Annotated in this window: 11 protein-coding genes and 1 pseudogene; 4 read left to right on the forward strand and 8 right to left on the reverse strand. The window is 61.7% G+C overall.

The annotated features are described in order from the left end of the window. The first annotated feature begins 65 nt into the window (after positions 1-65). Positions 66-2,324, forward strand: coding sequence for a TonB-dependent receptor (locus tag QMK51_RS24315; RefSeq protein ID WP_258697592.1), 2,259 nt, complete (start codon positions 66-68; stop codon positions 2,322-2,324). A 231-nt stretch (positions 2,325-2,555) separates the two neighbouring features. Next, positions 2,556-5,084 (forward strand): sulfite reductase flavoprotein subunit alpha, encoded by a 2,529-nt coding sequence (locus QMK51_RS24320; RefSeq protein ID WP_320392260.1) that lies wholly within the window; start codon positions 2,556-2,558, stop codon positions 5,082-5,084. 139 nt (positions 5,085-5,223) lie between these two features. Here QMK51_RS24320 and QMK51_RS24325 read toward each other — a convergent pair whose 3' ends face one another. From QMK51_RS24325 to ptsP, 4 genes are all read right to left on the reverse strand, one after another. Beyond that, positions 5,224-6,765, reverse strand: a complete 1,542-nt coding sequence (locus QMK51_RS24325) for an alkaline phosphatase D family protein (protein WP_320392261.1) — start codon at positions 6,763-6,765, stop codon at positions 5,224-5,226. Between the two features lie 122 nt (positions 6,766-6,887). Next, positions 6,888-8,627: a PTS fructose-like transporter subunit IIB gene (locus tag QMK51_RS24330; protein ID WP_320392262.1), complete on the reverse strand. Its 1,740-nt coding sequence runs from the start codon at positions 8,625-8,627 to the stop codon at positions 6,888-6,890. Positions 8,628-8,638: 11 nt separating this feature from the next. After that, entirely contained in the window at positions 8,639-9,580 is a 942-nt protein-coding gene (pfkB, locus tag QMK51_RS24335) for a 1-phosphofructokinase (RefSeq protein ID WP_258697596.1), read from the reverse strand. Continuing rightward, a complete protein-coding gene (ptsP, locus tag QMK51_RS24340) occupies positions 9,580-12,441 on the reverse strand; it encodes a phosphoenolpyruvate--protein phosphotransferase (protein WP_320392263.1) in 2,862 nt (953 codons plus the stop codon). The genes pfkB and ptsP overlap by 1 nt, the downstream gene beginning before the upstream one ends. 301 nt (positions 12,442-12,742) lie before the next feature. On the opposite strand from ptsP, the gene cra reads away from it, so the two are divergent. Both cra and QMK51_RS24350 read left to right on the forward strand, forming a co-directional pair. After that, a complete protein-coding gene (gene cra / locus QMK51_RS24345; RefSeq protein WP_258697598.1) occupies positions 12,743-13,738 on the forward strand; it encodes a catabolite repressor/activator in 996 nt (331 codons plus the stop codon). A 3-nt stretch (positions 13,739-13,741) separates the two neighbouring features. Further along, positions 13,742-14,518, forward strand: a complete 777-nt coding sequence (locus tag QMK51_RS24350) for a TatD family hydrolase (RefSeq protein WP_320392264.1) — start codon at positions 13,742-13,744, stop codon at positions 14,516-14,518. A gap of 129 nt (positions 14,519-14,647) precedes the next feature. Here the strand turns inward: QMK51_RS24350 and QMK51_RS29035 are convergent, their stop codons facing one another. The 4 genes and pseudogenes from QMK51_RS29035 to ampD form a co-directional block, all read right to left on the reverse strand. Beyond that, entirely contained in the window at positions 14,648-15,361 is a 714-nt protein-coding gene (locus tag QMK51_RS29035; protein ID WP_408980639.1) for a methyl-accepting chemotaxis protein, read from the reverse strand. 144 nt (positions 15,362-15,505) lie between these two features. Next, positions 15,506-16,645, reverse strand: a pseudogene (locus QMK51_RS29040) (HAMP domain-containing protein); the annotation flags it as partial. Between the two features lie 321 nt (positions 16,646-16,966). Continuing rightward, entirely contained in the window at positions 16,967-17,803 is an 837-nt protein-coding gene (ampE, locus tag QMK51_RS24360; protein WP_258697601.1) for a regulatory signaling modulator protein AmpE, read from the reverse strand. Continuing rightward, entirely contained in the window at positions 17,800-18,360 is a 561-nt protein-coding gene (gene ampD, locus QMK51_RS24365) for a 1,6-anhydro-N-acetylmuramyl-L-alanine amidase AmpD (RefSeq protein WP_258697602.1), read from the reverse strand. Before ampD ends, ampE begins: the two co-directional genes overlap by 4 nt. Between the last annotated feature and the right edge of the window lie 12 nt (positions 18,361-18,372).

Below are 18,372 nucleotides of genomic sequence, written 5' to 3' on the forward strand. Positions count from 1 at the left end.
AATTGATACAGATACGTATTTACCCTATATTCCGCGGCCTCAAATCCTTGGGGAGGGGAATTCACATGTCACGCCAACAACTACAATTACCGGTCGGTTCACCACGTTTGCTCGCGTCTGCAATAGGCGTGGCGATCACCGCCGGCTCTGCGGGCCACATGGTTTTCGCGGCCGAGAAGACCGATGAAAAGGCACCCGGCAATACAATTTCCCTGGACGCGACCAGCGTTGTAGGCGAGCAGGATGACACCTCCTACAAGACCGATACCTCGGCCTCCAAGAAGTACACCGCGCCACTGCGCGAGACGCCGAAAAGCGTCACCGTGATCCCGCAACAAGTGATTCGCGACACCGGCGCCACCAGCCTGGTCGACGCCCTGCGCACCACCCCGGGCATCACCTTCGGTGCCGGCGAGGGCGGCAACCCGGCCGGCGATCGTCCGATCATTCGCGGCTTCAACGCCGAAAGCGACACGTTCGTCGACGGCATGCGCGACCCGGCGTCCCAGAGCCGCGAGATCTTCAACGTTGAATCGGTCGAGGTCAGTAAAGGCCCGGGGTCGGCCTTCACCGGCGCCGGTTCCACCGGTGGCAGCCTGAACCTGGTGAGCAAGACCGCCAAGCTGGGCAACGCCTATAACGGCGGCTTCACCTGGGGCTCGGACCAGACCAAGCGCACCACCCTCGATCTGAACCAGCAGATGACCGACACCTCGGCCGTGCGCCTGAACCTGATGAAACACGAAGCCAACGTCGCCGGCCGTGATGCCGTGGACGTCAGCCGTTGGGGAGTAGCGCCGTCCTTCGCCTTCGGCCTTGGCACCGATACCCGTCTGACCGTCGGCTACTACCACGTCGAAACCGACGACATGCCCGACTACGGCATCCCGCTGACCTTGAGCCCCAACCGCAGCAAGTACAACGTCGACAAACCGGCCAACGTTAACCGCGACAACTTCTACGGCCTCACCGGTCGCGACTATCGCCAGACCAGCAACGACAGCGGCACGATCAAGATCGAACACGATCTGAACGATAGCCTGACCGTGTCGAACAGCTTCCGCATGTCCCGTTCGACCCTGGACTACATCGTCACCAACCCTGACGACAGCAAGGGCAACGTGGCCAATGGCAGCGCTTACCGTGGCGCGAAGACCCGTAACTCGACGTCCAGCGGCTGGATCAACCAGACCGACTTGAGCGCCAAGTTCAACACCGGAGCTATCGAGCACAGCCTGGTGACTGGCCTGGAGTTCTCCTATCAGGACACCCACAACCGCCCGTACCTCCTGACCTCCACCGCCAGCGGCACCCGCTGCAACCGCGCCCTGTTCAACTCCGGCGACTGCACCAGCCTGTACAACCCGACGCCTGGGGATAACTGGAATGGCACGATCACCGACAGCAACGCCTTCACCGACACCGACACCAAGACCGCCGCGGCGTACGTGTTCGACACTCTGAAGTTCAACGAGCAATGGTCCCTGAACCTGGGCCTGCGTTATGACAACTATCAGGTTGAATCCAGCGGCTTCGCCAACGCCAGCAGCACGGCCCCAGCGGGCAGTTTCTCCCGTGAGAACACCAGCGACCTGGTGAACTACCAGATCGGCGTGGTCTACAACCCGTTGCCTAACGGCAGTATCTACGCGGCGTACTCGACCTCCAGTAACCCGGCCGGCGAAACCAGCGGCAACGGTGGCCTGGAACTGGCGGCGAACAACAGCAATCTGGACCCGGAAAAAAACCGCAACTACGAGATCGGCACCAAGTGGGACTTCTTCAATGACAACCTGTCGCTGACCGCCGCGCTGTTCCGCACCGAGAAAACCAATGCGCGTATCAACGATCCAAGCGGCGGCACCACTCAAGTGCTGGACGGCGAACAGCAGGTCAATGGCCTGGAGCTGGGCTACACCGGCAAGCTGACCCATAACTGGAGAGTCTTCGGCGGCTACACCTACATGGACAGCGAAGTGGTCAAGACCACCCTCGCCGCCGATGAAGGCAACCACATGCCAAGCACCCCACGGAACAACTTCACGTTCTGGTCGACCTACGACCTGGTACCGGACAAGTTGACCGTCGGTGCCGGTGCGACCTTCGTCGATTCCCAGTTCGGCAACGTCGCCAACTCGGTGGAGATCCCGTCCTACTGGCGTTACGACGCAATGGCCAGCTACCGCCTGACCAAGAACGTCGACCTGCAACTCAACGTCCAGAACCTGACCGACAAGCGTTACTTCGACCAGATACTCCAGAACCACTACGCCCACGTGGCGGCGGGCCGTACCGCCCTGCTGAGCGCCAACTTCCACTTCTGATCCTGTGGGAGCGAGCCTGCTCGCGAATACGGTGTCTGTCGCACTTTATCTGTCGTGGCTGACATAGCCTTCGCGAGCAGGCTCGCTCCCACACTAGAGTGGTGGGCAAGACGCCCTGGCCCCGTTCATCGAAGTGAACGGGGCTTTTGTGTGTAAAAAAGAATGTTTCTCGACAACTCACGGCATAATGCGCGCCGTGATGATGACTTTTGAACGAACAAGGCGAGCGACGTGTTGAAGAAATCCCTGTTCCAGTTGCACTGGTTTTTCGGCATCAGTGCCGGACTGGTCCTGGCCCTGATGGGCATCACCGGGGCGACGGTATCGTTTCAGGATGAGATCCTGCGGGCACTGAACCCCTCTGTGCTGCATGTCGAAAAGCAGATCGCCGGCGTGCTGCCGCCTGCCGAACTGGTGGAGAAAATCGAAGGCGCATCGGGCAAGACCGTCTCGATGCTCTGGGTCGAGACCGACAGCGGCAACGCCGCGCGGGTGATCTTCACGGCGCCACCTGGCGAACGTCGCGGGCCGATGCGCTATTTCGACCCGTACACCGCCGAGTTCATGGGCGACGTCACGGGCCAGGATTTCTTTGGCCTGATGCTGCAACTGCACCGGGTCCTGGCCATGGGCGATATCGGCCGACAGATCACCGGCGCCTGTACGCTGATTCTGGTGTTCTTCTGCCTGTCCGGCCTGTACCTGCGCTGGCCGCGCCAGTGGAAAAGCTGGCGCGCCTGGCTGACCCTCGACTGGAAGAAAAAGGGTCGCAGCTTCAACTGGGACCTGCACTCGGTGGCCGGTACCTGGTGCCTGGTGTTCTACCTTTTGGCGGCGCTGACCGGGTTGTCCTGGTCGTACGAGTGGTACAACAAGGGCCTGACCAGGCTGCTTTCCGATTCGCCGCAAAACGAGCGGGTACGCAGTGGTCGCGGCCCTGCGCCAAGCGGCCCGGCCCCCACCGCCGATTACGCCGCCATGTGGAGCAGCATCTACAGCGCCGCTGGCCCTGGTCTTTCGTCTTACAACGTTCGTATGCCGCCCGTGGCCGGGCAACCGGCAACCGTGTTCTACCTGCTGAAGCATTCACCCCACGACCGCGCGCTGAACCAGATCATCCTCGATCCGGCGACCGGCACCGTCAGCCGTCATGATCGCTACAGCGACAAGAGCCTCAAGGCGCAGCTGCTGACCAGTATCTATGCGCTGCACGTCGGCAGTTATTTCGGGCTGGTCGGGCGGATCATCCTGACCGTCACCGCGCTGAGCATGCCGCTGTTTTTCGTCACGGGCTGGTTGCTGTACCTGGACCGTCGACGCAAGAAACGCCAGATCAAGGACGCCCGCAAAGGCCTCGCGCAATCAGGCAGCGACACGCCAGCATGGCTGGTCGGCTTCGCCAGCCAGAGTGGATTCGCGGAACAATTGGCCTGGCAGACCGCCGGGCAATTGCAGGCCGCCGGGTTACCGGTGAAGGTTCAACCGTTGGCGAATGTCAGCGAACAGGACCTGCGAAATTCCAGCAACGCGCTGTTCGTGGTCAGCACCTTCGGTGACGGTGAAGCCCCGGACAGCGCCCGAGGATTCGAACGCAAAGTGCTGGGTCGCGCGCTGAGCCTGGACAGCTTGAACTATGCCGTGCTCGGCCTCGGCGACCGTCAGTATCAACACTTCTGCGGCTTCGCCCGCCGCTTGCACACCTGGCTGGGCGAGCACGGCGGCAAGACCTTGTTCGCCCCGGTAGAAGTCGACGGCGGCGACCCCTACGCCCTGCGTCACTGGCAACAGCAACTCGGCCTGTTGACTGGCCAGGCGCCGGTGGACACCTGGCAAGCGCCCAGCTACAGCAACTGGACCCTGACCCGCCGCGAATTGATGAACCCGGACAGCAGCGGTTCGCCTGTGTACTTGCTGGGCCTCAGCGCGCCTACCACCAGCAGTTGGCTGGCCGGTGATCTGGTAGAAGTGCTGCCGCGCAATTGTCCGTGGGCGATCGAGCACTTCCTCGACGGCCTGGGAATTGACGGTCGGGCCACGGTTGAACTCGATGGCCTGTCGCAATCGCTGGAACAAGCCTTGGCCAGCCGCCAACTGCCCGAAAACCGCGCTCATCTGGTCGGCCTGCACGCACAAGCGCTGGTGGGCGCCCTGGTGCCATTGGCCATGCGCGAATACTCCATCGCCTCGATTGCCGCCGATGGCGTGCTGGAATTGATCGTGCGTCAGGAATTGCACCCCGATGGCAGCCTGGGTATCGGCTCCGGCTGGTTGACCGAACACGTCCCTGTGGGTAGCAGCATCAGTTTGCGGGTGCGGCGCAACAGCGGCTTCCATCTACCGAACGAACCGGTGCCGATGATCCTTTTGGGCAACGGCACCGGCCTGGCCGGATTGCGCAGTTTGCTCAAGGCTCGGATTGCCGACGGGCAGCAGCGCCACTGGCTGCTGTTCGGCGAGCGCAACCGCGAGAACGACTACTTGTGCCGTGCGGAACTGGAAGAGTGGTTGATCAACGGTGATCTGGCGCGTCTGGACCTGGCGTTTTCCCGCGATCAGGCACACAAGATCTACGTGCAGGATCGCCTGCGCGAGTCTGCCAGCGAGTTGAAAAAATGGCTGGCCGATGGCGCCGTGATTTACATCTGCGGCAGCTTGCAGGGGATGGCTTCAGGGGTGGATCACGTGCTCAACGAATTGCTGGGCATTGAAGAAGTCGACCGTTTGATCGAACAGGGCCGCTACCGTCGCGACGTGTACTGACACCTTTGATCCCCTGTGGGAGCGGGCTTGCCCGCGATGAGGCCATCACATCTAACATTGATGTTGCTGACAGCCCGCAATCGCGGGCAAGCCCGCTCCCACATTTGATTGATGTCCACTCAAACGATAGTTGCCAGCCTCACACCGGCTGCAACTTGCGCTCAAACACTCCCACCCCATCCAGATCCCGCAACACAACGGTCAGCTCCCCCGTCTGCCCATCGATATTCACCTCGCCAAAAAACTGAAACCCGGCAAACGGCGAGGTGTTCTGCGCCGCTGGTGCCTTCTCGAACACCACTTCAGGGCCGAAGGTTTTATCCAGCGCATTAGGCCCGAAGCTCCCCGCGTTCAGCGGCCCCGCGACAAACTCCCAGAACGGTTCGAAGTCCTGAAACGCCGCGCGGTCCGGGTGGTAATGATGCGCCGCGCAGTAATGCACATCCGCCGTCAGCCAGACGAAATTGCGCACCTGCTGCACCCGTAGAAAACCGAGCAATTCAGCGATCTCCACTTCACGGCCCTGAGCCGGGCCCGGATCACCGTTGGCCACCGCTTCCCAACGCGCCACGCCGGGGCTGACTTCACCGTCCGGCACGCCGAGGCCAATGGGCATGTCGGCGGCGATGACTTTCCATTGGGCCTGGGAGCCTTTCAATTCACGTTTGAGCCAATCCAATTGCTCTCGACCGAGGAACGGCTTGGCGGCACCGAGGTTATCGTCATTGGCACCGCGATAACTGCGCATGTCGAGCACGAACACGTCGAGCAGCGGCCCATAGCTGAGCTTGCGATAAATCCGTCCGCCACCGTCGGCGCTCTGCAAACGCATCGGCGCATATTCGAGCCAGGCCTGCCGCGCGCGACCCATCAGGCTGTGAATATCTTTGCTCTTGTAACGCTCATCCAGTTGCTTGCCCGGCGACCAGTTGTTCACCACTTCGTGGTCGTCCCACTGCCAGATCTGCGGCACTTCGGCGTTGAAGCGGCGGATGTTTTCGTCCATCAGGTTGTAGCGGTAATTGCCGCGATACTCGTCGAGGGTTTCGGCGACTTTGCTCTTGGCTTCGCTGGTGAGGTTGCGCCACACACGGCCGCTTTCGGTGGTCAGTTGCGCCGGCACCGGGCCGTCGGCGTAGATGGTGTCGCCGCTGTGGATAAAAAAGTCCGGCAGGCGCAAACGCATGGCTTCGTAGATGCGCATGCCGCCGATGTCCGGGTTGATGCCGAAGCCCTGGCCAACCGTGTCGCCGCTCCAGACGAACCGAATATCCCGCCGCGCGTTTGGCACACTGCGCAGATGACCGAACCAGGGTTCACTGGCGACACCGCTCTGGGCGTCTTCGAACGTCACGCGGTAGAAAATCGCCTGATCGGCGGGCAGGCCGGTGAGTTCGACCCGTGCGGTGAAGTCGGTGCGGGCATCGGCCAATGGCGAGACGAATCGACGAGGGTTGCTGAACAGGCTACGCGTGTCCCATTCCACCACCATCCGCGCCGCACGGTCGCTACGGCTCCAGATCATCGCCCGGTCGCCCAGCAAGTCGCCGGACTGCACGCCATCGGTGAGTTGCGGCCGATCCTTGACCGAAGCGATCACCGCCGGGGCCAGGCCAGGCATCAACAGCCCAGCGCCAACGGCTTGCACGACACGACGACGGCCGAGGTCGAATTCGCTCATGGTGTTCTCCCTGAAAAAGGAAAACTTAAGCATGGCTGTATGACTGCGGCATGACACAAAAATCTGCCAACACAGCAGATTCCTGTGGGAGCGGGCTTGCTCGCTCCCACAAGGGATAGGGGTCAGGCGCTGACTGGCTCTCCTGCCAACTCCACCGTCTCAGGCCGCTTGAGCAGCGCATACGCCACCGCCGTCAGCAGACTCCCGGCCACAATCGCCAGCAGATACAACAGCGCATGGTTGATCGCATTCGGAATCAGCATCACGAACAAGCCGCCGTGTGGCGCCATGAGCTTGCAGCCGAAGTACATCGACAACGCGCCGGTCAACGCGCCACCGGCGATGCTCGCCGGAATCACCCGCAGCGGGTCTTTGGCCGCGAACGGAATCGCCCCTTCGGAGATAAAGCACAGCCCCAGCACCAGCGCCGCTTTACCCGCCTCGCGTTCGGTCTGGGCGAACTTGCGTCGGGCAATGAACGTGGCGATGCCCAGGCCAATCGGCGGCACCATGCCGGCAGCCATGGTCGCGGCCATCGGTGCATAACTTTGTGACGCCAGCAGCCCTACCGAAAATGCGTAAGCCGCTTTGTTGATCGGCCCACCGAGGTCGACGCACATCATGCCGCCCAGCAGCACACCCAGCAGAATCGCGTTGGTGGTGCCCATGCTGTCGAGGAAGTGCGTGAGCCCCGCGAGCATCCCGGCCACCGGTTTGCCGACCACGTAGATCATCACCAGACCGGTGAACAGGCTCGCCAGCAACGGGATGATCAGGATCGGTTTCAGCGCCTCGAGGCTCTGCGGCAAGCGCGCATAGCGATTGATCGCCTGGGCCGCATAGCCGGCGATGAAACCGGCAATGATCCCGCCGATGAAACCGGCCCCCAGAGTGCTCGCCAGCAAACCACCGATCATCCCCGGCGCCAGGCCTGGGCGGTCAGCGATCGAGTAGGCGATGTACCCCGCCAACAGCGGCACCATCAGCTTGAACGCAGTCTCGCCGCCGATCTGCATCAGCGCGGCCGCGAGCGTACCTGGCTCCTTGAACGCGGTAATGCCGAACACGAAGGACAAGGCGATCATCAGACCGCCCGCCACCACCATCGGCAACATGAACGAGACACCGGTCAGCAGGTGTTTGTAGATACCGGTCTTTTCTTGCTTGGCCGGGCCTTTGGCGCCGGTCGACGCGCTTTCCTGCTTGCCTTCGGCCAGGGCTTTGTTCAACGTCGCTTCGGCTTGTTTCAGCGCAATGCCGGTGCCGCATCGGTAGATTTTCTTGCCGGCGAAACGCTCGGTGGCGACTTCGATGTCTGCCGCCAGCAGCACCACGTCGGCATCGGCAATCGCCGCCGCGCTGAGTGGATTACGCGCGCCGACCGAGCCTTGGGTTTCCACTTGCAGGTCGTAGCCCAGACGCTTGGCCGCTTGCTGCAAGGCTTCGGCGGCCATGAAGGTGTGGGCGACGCCGGTCGGGCACGCGGTGACGGCCACCAGGCGCGGCGCACTTTTAACGACCGCAGCCGGCTCGGCGGTGGCTTCGGACGCGACGTAAACCTCGGCCTCCTCCACCCCGCGACGCAGCACCGCTTCAACATCTTGCAGGGCTTGGGCCGGGGTGCTCTGGAATACGCGTTTACCGACGAATCGCGACATATCCACAGGCGCGCTGGTCACCAGCAAGACCCACTCGGCGGCCTCGATGGTCGCGGCCGACAGTTGGCGTTCCGGATGAGCTACATCAACGACTTCGACACTGGTGCTCCAGCCCTGACGCTGGGCGGCTGCATCGAGCAGACGAGCACACAGCACACTGGTGACCATGCCGTTCGGGCAGGCCGTAACAATGGCTAACTTCATTGCAAACCCTCTTATTGTTCTGTCAGGGGGCGCAGGCGCACACCCTGTTCGAGGTGCGCCAGCTGCGCGGCGTCGCCGATACCAAAACCGATCTGGGTAACGGCCATGGCGGCAATCGCGGTGGCGGTGCGCAAGGTTTGTTCCGGCGTATCGGCACTGAGCAAACCGTGCAGCATGCCCGCCAGCAACGAATCCCCGGCACCGACAGTGCTGACCACGCTGACCTTGGGCGGCGTGGCGTGCATGGCCGAGCCGACACTGAACCAGTTCACCCCGTCCGCACCGTCGGAAATCACCACGTGCTCGATGCCATGAGCATGCAAACGGCTCGCCGCCTCGGCTTGGGCGCCCACGGAAACCACCTCGCACCCCAGCGCTTGCGCCAGTTCTTCGGTGTTGGGTTTGATCAGCCATGGACCGGCCGCCAAACCTGCGCGCAAGGCTTCACCGCTGGTGTCGAGCGCCACCTTCAAGCCGCGTTTTTTCAAGCGATGGATCAGTTCCCGCAACCACTGAGGATTCACGCCACGGGGCAAACTGCCGGCCACCACGACCGCGTCATGCCCGGGAGCAATCTGGTCGAGACGATCGAGCAAGGCCTGCTGCGCCGCTTCACTGACCCTCGGCCCCGGACCGTTGATGTCGGTGATGCGCCCATCGCTTTCCGCCAGTTTGATATTGCTGCGGGTCTCGCCGGGGACACGGATAAACGCGTCGGTGAAACCGCGTTTGGCAAACAGGGTTTCGAACGCCTGAAGATTGTCTTCCCCGAGAAAACCACTGACGGTCACTTGATGCCCGAGGTCGGCCAACACCTGCGCCACGTTTACCCCTTTGCCAGCGGCGTGGGTGTGCATTTCGTCGCTGCGGTTGACCTGACCGGGTGCAAGTACCGGCAACTGAACGGTGAGGTCCAGTGCCGGGTTGAGGGTCAGGGTTAAGATCTTGGCCATTACAGGGCCTCCACTAATGCGCGGACTTCGTTCGCGCTGCCCACGGCCAGGGCCTGTTGGGCAAGGGTTTGAGTCTGGGTCAGGCTGAGTTCACGAATACGCGCCTTGACCTCGGCAATGCTGCGGCCCGACACGCTCAACTCATCCACACCCAGGCCCACCAGCACCGGCACCGCCAGCGGATCGGCCGCCAGTTCACCGCACACGCCGACCCACTTGCCATGAGCATGAGCCGCACGCACGGTGATGTCGATCAGTTGCAGCACTGCCGGGTGCAAGCCGTCAGCCTGGGCCGACAAGGTCGGATGACCACGGTCGATGGCCAGGGTGTATTGCGTCAGGTCGTTGGTGCCGACGCTGAAGAAGTCCACTTCCTTGGCCAGCACCGGCGCCAGCAAGGCGGCCGACGGCACTTCGATCATGATCCCCAGTTGCAAATCGGCCACCGGAATTTCCAGGCGCAGACGTTCGGTCATGTCCCGAGCCTGACGCCACTCATCGACGCTGCCGACCATCGGGAACATGATCCGCAAGGGACGGTTATCCGCCGCACGCAGCAAGGCGCGCAACTGCGCTTCCATGACCTGCGGACGTTGCAGGGTCAGGCGAATGCCACGCACGCCGAGGAACGGGTTTTCTTCTTTCGCGATCGGCCAGTACGGCAGCGGTTTGTCGCCACCGACGTCGAGGGTGCGCACCACCAGCGGTCGGCCGGCCAGGCCATCGAGTACACGACGGTATTCGACTTCCTGGGTGGCCTCGTCCGGCGCCTGCGAGTGGGCCATGAAAATCAGTTCGGTGCGCAGCAGGCCAATGCCTTCGGCGCCTTGCTCCACCGCGCTGGTGACGCCGGCGCTTTCACCGATGTTGGCGAACACTTCCACCGGGTGGCCATCGGTGGTCAGCGCCGGTTGATGGCGTTGTTCGGCGGCGGCCTTCAAGCGCAGTTCGCGGGTGTCGCGCTCTTCGGTGGCACGCTGCAAGGTCGCGGCATCGGCGTCCACGTGCAGGCGACCGCGTTGGCCATCGATCAACAGCGGCGTGCCCGGTTTCAACAGCAACACGGCGGCACCGGCGCCCACCAGCGCTGGAATACCCAGAGCCCGGGCGACGATAGCGCTGTGGGCCGTGGCACCACCGCGAGCGGTGAGAATGCCGGCCACGCGCGTCGGATCAAGACGTGCAACGTCCGACGGGCCGACTTCGTCCATCACCAGAATGTACGGCTGCGCAGGCTCGGCCGGTGTTTCGACGCCACTCAATTGCGCCAACACCCGACGACCAATGTCGCGCAAATCGGCGGCACGTTCGGCGAGCAATGCGTCCTGTAGCGATTCCTGTTGTTTGGCGGCGGCTTCGATCACCGTCATCCACGCCGCTTCGGCGCTTTCACCTTGCTTGAGGCGGGTGTCGACTTCGTCGGTCAGTTCCGGGTCGTCGAGCATTTCCTGATGGGTGATGAAAATCTCGCGAATCGCTTTGGCCTTGCTGCGTTCGATCAGGCCTTCGATGTCGCGACGCACATCCACCAACGCTTGCTTGAGACGTTCGCGCTCGATGGCGGCAGACTCACCGCGCAGCGGGTAATCGATAACTTGCAGCACTTGAATATGCGCCGGGCCGATGGCGATCCCCGGCGCGGCGGCAATCGCCTGAATCAAACTGCCGGAGGCCGGTGCAAGCAGCACTTCGGCAACATCAGCGATCACTTCGCGCTGTTGGCTCACTACCGGCAGCGGCTCGACTTCTTCACCGAGGCCTTCTTCGATGGCCGCCAGCAAGGCGGGCAAGGCGTCGGCAGCGATAGTTGGTTCGGCAATGAATTCCAGCACCTGACCGCGACGGGCACCAAGGCTGAGCAGCTTGCTCAAACTTTTCACCGACACCGCGCTGTCGTGACCGTCGACGATGCGTACGCGGATTTCGCCTTCAAAACTTTTCGCCAGTTGCGCGAGGATCTTCGCCGGGCGCGCATGCAAGCCGTGGGCGTTGGCCAAGGCAATGCGTGCGCTCGGCCAATCCGCCGGCACTTCACCACCCAACACTTCCAGCACCGCGCGGCTGCTGGTGGCGCGGCCCAATTCATGACCACGACCCTCGATCAACAACGCGCAAAGGCGTTCGAGCAGCGCCTGATGGGCTTCACCGAGGCTGGCCAGGCAGAACAGACCGCTCAGCGGCTGACCGAGGTAGCGAATAGGTTTGTCCGGGGTAACGAAGGCCAGACCTGGACGCTTCACCGTTTGCTCGCTGTGCAGCCACCACAGGCCATCACCCAGGGGCAGCGCCTCGACCTGCTGCAGGACGCCGGCAAAACCGTTGCTCACGCAATCGGCCTGACGCAGCAAACGGGCACCGCGCCAGACCAGCTCTTCGAAGTCATCGGCGGACACACTGAGGCCGATCATCTGTGCGTCCAGTGCCAGCTCTTGCGGCGCGCCTTGCAGCAGCTTCAGCAAGGCTTCGGCGGAACTGGCGCGGCGCAGGGCCTGGCCCAGGTCGGTTTCACCGAGGGCACGGGTCAGCAGTTGCAGCAAGCGCAAGTGTTCATCGGATTTGGCAGCAATACCGATGGCCAGATAAACGATCTGGCCATCGCCCCAGTCCACGCCATCAGGAAACTGCATCAGCCGCACGCCGGTGGCGAACACCTGATCGCGGGTTTGCGGGGTGCCGTGGGGGATGGCAATACCTTGACCAAGAAAGGTCGAGCCCTGGGCTTCCCGGGCCTGCAAGCCGGCGAGGTAACCGTCGGCCACCAAGCCATCGGTCACGAGTCTGTCAGCGAGTAATTGCAAGGCGCTGGCTTTATCCACAGCCGACTGGCCCATGGATATCTGCTCTATGGTGAGCTCGAGCATGCTTTCTCCTTTTTGGCGCCGTGTGACGCCAGGTATTGTTTTGATTGATTCAGCTTAGGCGTTTGGAAACACCTTTTCAGGGGCAATTTTGGCGGTTTCGCGGCAGAACCGACCAAAGCGACCTATAACGTAGAAAATACGCCTGCTGAAACGTTTAATCTAGAATGTTAGGCACGTTACTCGATAATGTCTCATCCTTGAAGTCCAATTGTCGGATGTGCTGCGACAATGGTCGTCTGCCTGAATCAGGTAGGATCGGCGAAAATGTCGGGCAAACTCGAATAAAAAAGGAAAACCCGGGTTGAAACTCAGTGATATTGCACAGCTGGCCGGCGTCTCCGTGACCACCGCCAGTTATGTCATCAACGGCAAGGCCGAACAGCAACGCATCAGCAGCGCCACCGTCGAGCGCGTGCGGGCGGTGGTCGAACTACATGGCTTCACACCCAATCCTCAGGCCGCCGGGCTGCGCAGTCGGCACACCCGCACCCTGGGGTTCATTCTGCCGGACCTGGAAAACCCCAGTTACGCACGAATCGCCAAACTGCTGGAGCAAGGCGCCCGGGCTCGCGGTTATCAGCTGCTGATCGCCAGTTCCGACGATGCGCCAGACAGTGAACGGCAACTGCTGCAACTGTTCCGTGCCCGCCGCTGCGATGCGTTGATCGTCGCCAGTTGCCTGCCGACCGGCGACGACAGCTATCGCCTGTTGCAGGCCAAAGGCATTCCGATCATCGCCATCGACCGGGTGATGGAACCCGAGCACTTCTGCTCGGTGATCAGCGATGATCGCGAAGCCAGTCTGCACCTGACCCGCAGCCTGCTGGACCCGCTGCCAAAACAGATCGCGCTGATCGGCGCACGCCCCGAATTGAGTATCAGCCAGGAGCGGGCGGCGGGTTTCAAGGAAGCGCTGAACGGCTTTAAAGGCGAAGCGATGATCGAACACGGTGAGTCGTTCAGCCGTGAGTGCGGCAAACAATTGATGGAAGAGTTGCTCCAGCGTCTGGGCCATTTGCCGGATGCGCTGGTGACCACCTCCTATGTGCTGCTTCAGGGCGTGTTCGATGCCTTGCACGACTTCCCGCTCAAATCCCGCCCGCTGCGCCTGGGCACCTTCGGTGATACGCAGTTGCTGGACTTCCTGCCGCTGCCGGTCAACGCCATGTCCCAGCAGCACCAGCTGATCGCCGACAAAGCCCTGGAGCTGGCATTGGCCGCCATCGAACAGGCCGATTACCAGCCCGGCGTGCAGGCCATCGCACGGACCTTCAAGCAGCGTATTCATCAGGATTGAACCGTGGAACTGATCGACACCCACACTCATCTGGATTTTCCGGATTTCGACCCGGATCGTCGGGCGCTGCTGGCCGAAAGCCGCGCCCTCGGCGTGCGGCGGATGGTGGTGCTGGGGGTTTATCAGGCCAATTGGCAGCGGGTCTGGGAGCTGGTGCAAAGCGATCCCGATTTGCATGGGGCGTTCGGTTTGCATCCGGTGTATCTGGATGACCATCGCCCTGAGGATTTGACCGAACTCGGTGACTGGCTGACTCGATTGGCGGGCCATCGCCAGCTATGCGCGGTGGGCGAGATCGGTCTGGATTACTTCATCGAAACCCTGGATCGTGAACGTCAGCAAACACTGTTCGATGCCCAACTGCAACTGGCGGCGGACTTCAATCTGCCGACCTTGATTCACGTGCGGCGCAGCCACGCGGCGGTGATTGCCACGCTCAAACGTTTTCGCTTGAAACGGGCGGGCATCATTCATGCCTTCGCCGGCAGCCAGGAAGAGGCTCGCGAATACATCAAGCTCGGTTTCAAACTCGGCCTCGGCGGCGCCGCGACCTGGCCGCAAGCCTTGCGCATGCACCGGGTGATCGCCGGCTTGCCCCTTGAAGCGGTGGTACTGGAAACCGACTCACCGGACATGGCCCCCGCCATGTTCCCCGGCCAACGCAACAGCCCGGCCCATTTGCCGGCGATCTGCGAGGCACTGGCCGCCATCATGGCAATCAGCCCCGAACAACTGGCTACCGTCAGCACCGCCAATGCGTGTGAGTTGTTCAACTGGTAGTTAGTCACCCCACACATCCCCTGTGGGAGCGAGCCTGCTCGCGATGGCTGTTTAACAATCGACATTGATGTCGCCTGACACACCGCTATCGCGAGCAGGCTCGCTCCCACATTTGTTCCGGGGTGCCTTTCAAACCCGGAACGCGCTGATCAATTGCTTGAGCTCCACCACCTGTGCCGACAATGCTCGGCTGGCATTTTCAGTCTGGTGCGCGCCGTCGGCGGTACGCTCGCCGGCGCGGTTGATCTCGACGATGTTCTGGTCGATGTCGTGAGCCACCGCGGTCTGCTGTTCTACCGCGGCGGCGATCTGCTGGTTCTGGTCGACGATCATGCCGACTGCGCCGAGGATGTTTTCCAGCGCCTGTTGGACCTTTTCGGACTGCCCGACCGTGCCGTTGGCCATTTGATGGCTGGTGCCCATCGCCTTGACGGCTGCACCGACACCGCTATGTAGCTTGGCAATCATCTGCTCAATTTCTTCGGTCGATTGCTGGGTGCGCTTGGCCAGGGTCCGAACCTCGTCCGCCACCACCGCAAAACCACGGCCCTGCTCGCCCGCGCGCGCGGCTTCGATAGCGGCATTAAGAGCCAGCAGGTTGGTCTGTTCGGCAATACTTTTGATCACTTCCAGCACACGGCTGATGGATTGGCTGTCGCTGGCCAGTTGGTTGATCACCCGTACCGATTGATCGATCTCACTGGCCAGTGCAGCGATGCTGCCCTGCTGGGACTCCACCAGCCCACGACCGCTGATGGTCTCGTCATTGACACTGTGGGCACTGCTGACGGCCGCAGAGGCACTGCGCGCCACCTCCAGGGAAGTGGCCGACATCTGGTTCATCGCCGTGGCGACCTGTTCGATCTGTGTGCGCTGCCCCGCCACCGCCTGGTTGCTCTGGGCGGACACGCTTTCGACCTGCCCAGCCTGACGCTCGACCTCGCTGACGGTCTGGCCCACTCGCTCGATCAGGTCATGGATTTTCTTCACGGTGCCGGTGAACACCTCACCCAACTCGCCCAGTTCATCGCGGCTGTTGGCGCTGAAAGTCACGGTCATGTCACCGGCCGCCACCTTGTCCATCAGCGCGCCAAGACGCTTGAGGGTGGTGCGGGTCGAGGCGTAGAAACCGCCATAGAGGTAAAAAATCAACACAAACACCAGCGCCAGCGCCACTGCCTGCAAAACCATGTGGGTGCGGTGCTGCTCCAGCCTCTGCTGCAACTGAATATCGAGAAACTTCAGGGTGGCTTCATTGAGGTGGTAGGTCTGGTCCATCAGGCCTGTGACCTGATCGTAAAAAGCCTGCCACGGCGCATCGAGGGTATCGGCCATCACCACCTGTTCTTCGAACAATTCACTGGCCTTTTTCAGGGAGGCCTTGCTGCTGTCGGCCTGAGCAGCCAGGGTTTCACGCGCGGCTTTACTGGAGCCCAGTGCGTCCTGCAATTTCAGACCGTATTCGGCCTGAAGTTTTTCGATCTGCGCCAGCAACTCTTCGAAACGGGTGCTCGACGCCGAATTGAGAAAGCCCTGCCCCAGCGAGTAAGCGCCCATCGCCCGGCCTTCGCCGAGCGTCTGGGTGACGGCCGGCGTGACGTTGGTAATGAGTTCGCTCAGCTGCCGCATGTCGCTCTGGCTGTCACGGCTCAGGCCTGCCTGACTGGCGATGATCTGGCTGAAAATCTGCGCGTTGCCGAGCAACTTGCCGATCAGCGCACTTTTGCTTTGCAGGGAGTTTTCCGCTTGCTGGGCCTTGAACGCGACGATCATTTCATCGCGCTTGCCATCGAAAAACGTGATTTGTTCCGGGTCAGTGGTCATCGCCGCCAGCCCTTGCAAACGGGTCAGAACGCTTTGCTCCAGGGCACTGATCGTCGATTCGACATGACCGGCCTTGCCGGACTGGCCGAGGGTGACGTTGATCTGCACCAGGTTGTTCAGGGTTTCCAGATCCCGGCGCAGGCTCAGGCCGCTGCCCAGCAGGTCGAGGCTCTGCAACTCGACCTGGGTGCCCTGGAATTCGCGGTAGGAATCGCGTACCAGATAGAAATTGGTCACCAGCATTGGCACAAGGAACAGCACGCTGATCAGACTGAACTTCATGCCGAAGCTCAGGCGGTTCATCAGCGCGACGGCGGGATAGAGCAAGCTCTTCACTGTGAAGTCTCCCTTTGATTTTTTATTCTTATTGGCAGGCGCGCAGAGAAAGCAGATAGCCACTATTGACGCTATCTCTGTATAGCTTAATTCGGAGGAAGGTTTTGTAACTTAAGGTTAACGACAGGTCGCCGTTGTTGGAGCGGATGAGCCCCTGTGGCGAGGGAGCTTGCTCCCGCTCGGCTGCGAAGCAGTCGTAATTCCAGACAACTTAGTCTGCCTGGATGGGCGCCGGGGGCCGCTTCGCGACCCAACGGGGGCAAGCCCCCTCACCACAGGTGTTGTGGATTACGACAACACCGTCCACAACGCAAACCCGGCATACCAAAGCACCGCCGCGCGCAGCAGCAGTTCCCAGATCCGGTCCAGGCTGTTGATGCCGTCCGGGCCGACCACCGGCGCCGGAATTTCACCGGCCACCAACCCGACCTTCTCGATCAGTTGGGCGGCGCTGATGTTCCAGTTCAGCAGTTCATGCAGCATCACCCGGCTGACCGCGACAAAGTTGCCAACCAGCGCAAAACTCGCCGCCAGCAGTCGCACCGGCACCCAATCGAACGCATGACGCAGCTGCGCGGCACGCTCGACCACGGCCGGGTTCTGACCATGCTCTTCGGCTAGCGCCAGCAGTCGATAGCTCAGGGCCGCAACCGGGCCCAGCAGGAAGTACCAGAAGATCACCGCGAAAAAGCTCTGATAGGCCTCCCACAGCAGATACCCTTGCACCCGTTCCAGCAGCTGCTCGCCGTTGTCAGCGCAGATATCCAGGTCACGTTTGGCGACATGGGCGGCGGCCTGCAGGTCTTCCCGGCGCCAGGCATCGCGAAACGGCCCAAGCCCGGCCAGCAGATCACCACGGCCCAGGCTGTAAATCACCACCAGCAGATGCACCGGCAACGCCAGCAAACCGTAGGCCACCGGCTCCAGCACCACCAACAGCAACCCCAGCAGCGCCACCGGCAACAACACCAGCACCGCCAGTATCAGCCACGGTCGGTTGCTCATGCGTGGGCTGGCTTCAAGCTTGTTCAGCTCGCGAACCCAACCGCCATCACGTTGAACCCGATGGCGCAGGGCCGAGAACTTCTCGATCCACACCGCCAGAAGCAGCACCAGAAAACTCATTGTGATCCCTCTTTTGCCAGAGCCGCGCGATAGCGTGCCCAGTCGAACGCCGGTCCCGGGTCTGTCTTGCGCCCGGGTGCAATGTCGCTATGCCCGCAGATGCGTTGCGCGGTGATGCCCGTGAAGGCGCCTTGCAGCTGTCGGGTCAGGGTCGTCAACGCCTGATATTGCGCATCGGTGAACGGTAGATCATCCGTGCCTTCAAGCTCGACGCCCACGGAAAAATCGTTACAGGTGTCCCGTCCTTCAAAACACGAGACGCCAGCGTGCCAGGCGCGCTCGAGACAAGAGACAAACTGAGTGACAGCACCGTCACGCTCAATCAGAAAGTGCGCAGACACCCGCAGGTCAGCGATCCCCGCAAAGTAGGGATGTTCCGTGACATCCAGACGATTCTGGAAAAATTCCTGCACCTTGCCGGTCAGAAACTGCGCTGGCGGCAGACTGATGTTGTGGATCACCAACAGGGAAATTTCGCCCTCGGGGCGCGCATTGAAGTTGGGCGAGGGGCATATGCGCACACCCTGACACCAACCGCTCGCGGGGTCCAACTGCATACAGGTTCCTTC

The organism is Pseudomonas sp. P9_31, from assembly GCF_034008235.1.
GTDB lineage: Bacteria > Pseudomonadota > Gammaproteobacteria > Pseudomonadales > Pseudomonadaceae > Aquipseudomonas.

Coding starts and splice junctions, on each gene's coding strand:
- QMK51_RS24330 (WP_320392262.1), bottom strand. CDS start 8,627: ATGAAGTTAGCCATTGTTACGGCCTGCCCGAACGGCATGGTCACCAGT.
- QMK51_RS29035 (WP_408980639.1), bottom strand. CDS start 15,361: ATGAACCAGATGTCGGCCACTTCCCTGGAGGTGGCGCGCAGTGCCTCT.
- ampD (WP_258697602.1), bottom strand. CDS start 18,360: ATGCAGTTGGACCCCGCGAGCGGTTGGTGTCAGGGTGTGCGCATATGC.
- ptsP (WP_320392263.1), bottom strand. CDS start 12,441: ATGCTCGAGCTCACCATAGAGCAGATATCCATGGGCCAGTCGGCTGTG.
- QMK51_RS24325 (WP_320392261.1), bottom strand. CDS start 6,765: ATGAGCGAATTCGACCTCGGCCGTCGTCGTGTCGTGCAAGCCGTTGGC.
- pfkB (WP_258697596.1), bottom strand. CDS start 9,580: ATGGCCAAGATCTTAACCCTGACCCTCAACCCGGCACTGGACCTCACC.
- ampE (WP_258697601.1), bottom strand. CDS start 17,803: ATGAGTTTTCTGGTGCTGCTTCTGGCGGTGTGGATCGAGAAGTTCTCG.
- QMK51_RS24315 (WP_258697592.1), top strand. CDS start 66: ATGTCACGCCAACAACTACAATTACCGGTCGGTTCACCACGTTTGCTC.